The 2,461-nt window shown below is 63.2% G+C and carries 2 protein-coding genes; one reads left to right on the top strand and one right to left on the bottom strand.

The window, feature by feature from the left end; all coding sequences use genetic code 11:
- Positions 1–176: 176 nt before the first annotated feature.
- Complete coding sequence (locus tag AC1D0P_RS24600) at positions 177–1,079, bottom strand: LysR family transcriptional regulator (protein ID WP_477679131.1); 903 nt, start codon at positions 1,077–1,079, stop codon at positions 177–179.
- A gap of 113 nt (positions 1,080–1,192) precedes the next feature.
- On the opposite strand from AC1D0P_RS24600, the gene AC1D0P_RS24595 reads away from it, so the two are divergent.
- Positions 1,193–2,218, top strand: a complete 1,026-nt coding sequence (locus tag AC1D0P_RS24595; RefSeq protein ID WP_477679130.1) for a zinc-binding alcohol dehydrogenase family protein — start codon at positions 1,193–1,195, stop codon at positions 2,216–2,218.
- Positions 2,219–2,461 lie beyond the last annotated feature (243 nt).

The raw sequence follows: 2,461 nt of genomic DNA, 5'->3' as shown, positions 1-2,461 counted from the left end.
GAGTTGCAGCGCGCGGGCCTGCGGGCCGGGCTGCCTGATGATCCGATCCGCCAAGATGGCGGCTGGAAAATTCATTGTGCGCGCGATGGGCTCCCAGGTCTGTAGTCCTGAACGCAACCCTCAAGTCAGGGCGGGTTTGGCGCTTGTGCTTGCCAAGGCGGGCGCCCGGCTGCACACTAGTTCTTGGTCAGCGCCGCACAGCGCTGCTCAATAAACTCGCGGAGCAAACGCAGGCCCGGCGTCAGTTGTCGCCGCCCCGGTAACACCATGTATATCGGCGAGGCCTCGGTTTGCCAATCGGTGCACAGCGCGACCAGCCGGGCCGCGGCCAGGTCGGCCACCACGTCCAGCCGCGATTTGTAGATGATGCCGCGCCCGGCCAGCGCCCACAACCGCACCACGTCGCCGTCATTGGCGATGTTGCCGCCGCCGGCGCGCACGGTGAGCTCTTCGCCATCACGCCAGAACCTCCAGCGGTCATACACCTCTTCACCAAGCATGAAGCACAGGCAGCTGTGTTGCGCCAGGGCTTGCGGCGTCGCGGGCGTGCCATGCGCCTGCAGGTAGGCGGGCGAGGCGCACAGCACGCGGCGGTTGGTCAGGTGTACCGGCAGCGCCAGCATGCTGGAGTCGGGCGGCTCACCCTGGCGAAAGGCGGCATCGACAAGGTCGCTGTAGACATTGGTGACGCGGTCCGACAGATGCAGGCGGTAACGGATGCCGGGGTGCTGCTGCTGAAACGCCTCCAGCCAGGGCAGCAGCAGGTTGCGGCCGAAGTCGGAAGGCGCGGCCAGCTGCAGCATGCCACTCACCTGCTGCCGGCCGCTGGCCAGTTCCAGCTGCGCATCGCGCAAGGCGGCCAGCGCGGGCCGGCAATGCGCGAGGAAGACCTCGCCCTCGCGCGTGAGGCGCAGGCTGCGCGTGGAACGCACAAACAGCGGTGCCTGCAATTCCGCCTCAAGCCGCTTGAGCGCGGCGCTGGCGGCAGCCGGCGTCAGGTCGAGGCCGCGTGCGGTGGCCGACAGGCTGCCCGAATCCACGGTGCGGACAAAGATTTCCAGGTCTTGCAGGGCTTTCATTTACAAATTTTATTTGCAAATAGCTTCAACTGCTACGTTGTTTATCCCGACTTTCAAAAATCATACAGTTAAAACATCGCTTTTCGTCCAACTTGAACCACAAAGGAAACACCATGAAAGCCATTGGCTACATCCAGGCACACGCCCTCAACGCTGCAGGCGAGGCCGGCCTTACCGACATCACCCTGCCCGATCCGACGCCCAGCGGCCACGATGTACTGGTTGAGGTCAAGGCGGTGTCGGTGAATCCGGTGGACACCAAAGTGCGCGCCAGCGCGGCCCGCAGCGCCGGCCCGGATTACAAGGTGCTGGGTTATGACGCCAGCGGAGTTGTGCGCGCCGTCGGTCCCGAGGTCACGCTGTTCAAGGCCGGTGACAAGGTCTGGTACGCGGGCTCCATCGCCCGGCCCGGCACCAACAGCGAACTCCACCTGGTCGATGAACGCATCGTCGGCCGCATGCCGAAAACGCTGGGCTTTGCCGAAGCCGCCGCCCTGCCCTTGACCAGCATTACCGCCTGGGAAATGCTGTTCGACCGCCTGGGTATAGCCCCGGGCAAAACACCGAACAACAAAACACTGTTGATCATCGGTGCCTCGGGCGGTGTCGGCTCGATCATGACGCAGCTGGCCACGCGCCTGACCTCGCTGACCGTCATCGGCACGGCCTCACGGCCTGAAACCCAGGCCTGGGTGAAAGAGCTCGGCGCCCATCACGTCATCGATCACAGCCGGCCGATTGCCGAAGAACTCAAGCGCATCGGCATTCCCGCGGTGGACTACATCGTGAGCCTCACACAAACCGACAGCCACCTCGCGCAAATCGCCGAAGCCATCGCACCACAAGGAAAGTTCGGCCTGATCGACGACCCGGTGAATTTCGACATCACGCTGTTCAAACGCAAGAGCGCATCCATCCACTGGGAACTGATGTTCACCCGCCCCCTCTTCGGCACGCCCGACATGGTGGCGCAGCATCGCTTGCTCAACGAGGTCGCCCAACTCGTCGATTCGGGTTTGATCCGCACGACCTTGACGGAGAGCTTCGGTTCGATCAGTGCGGCGAATTTGCGGCGAGCGCATGAGTTGATTGAGTCCGGCAAGGCGCGGGGGAAGGTTGTGTTGGAAAGCTGGGTTTAGGTTCTTTTGTCCTTGCGGACGGGCTGGTTCTTGTTCCGGCGGCGCAGCCTCTGCTGAGGGTAGCTGGCCGGGGGTAGCCCGGCGGCTACTCACTTTTCTTTTGCTTCGCCAAAAGAAAAGTAAGCAAAAGAAAAGGCGACCCTGGTTGCTGCGTCCCTCCGCTTCGCTACGGGCAACCTGCGGTGCTCGGTCCAGACGGGGTCTCGCTAAACTCGCTTCGCTCAGACAACGCGATCCCTGATC

The organism is Polaromonas sp. P1_G2 (assembly GCF_056405515.1).
The sequence above is the reverse complement of the archived record's forward strand: the minus strand, read 5'-3'. Positions and strand labels throughout refer to the sequence as shown.

What these genes read in the sequence shown, in the direction of transcription:
- AC1D0P_RS24600 (WP_477679131.1), bottom strand. Translation starts at nt 1,079, where the DNA reads ATGAAAGCCCTGCAAGACCTGGAAATCTTTGTCCGCACCGTGGATTCG.
- AC1D0P_RS24595 (WP_477679130.1), top strand. Translation starts at nt 1,193, where the DNA reads ATGAAAGCCATTGGCTACATCCAGGCACACGCCCTCAACGCTGCAGGC.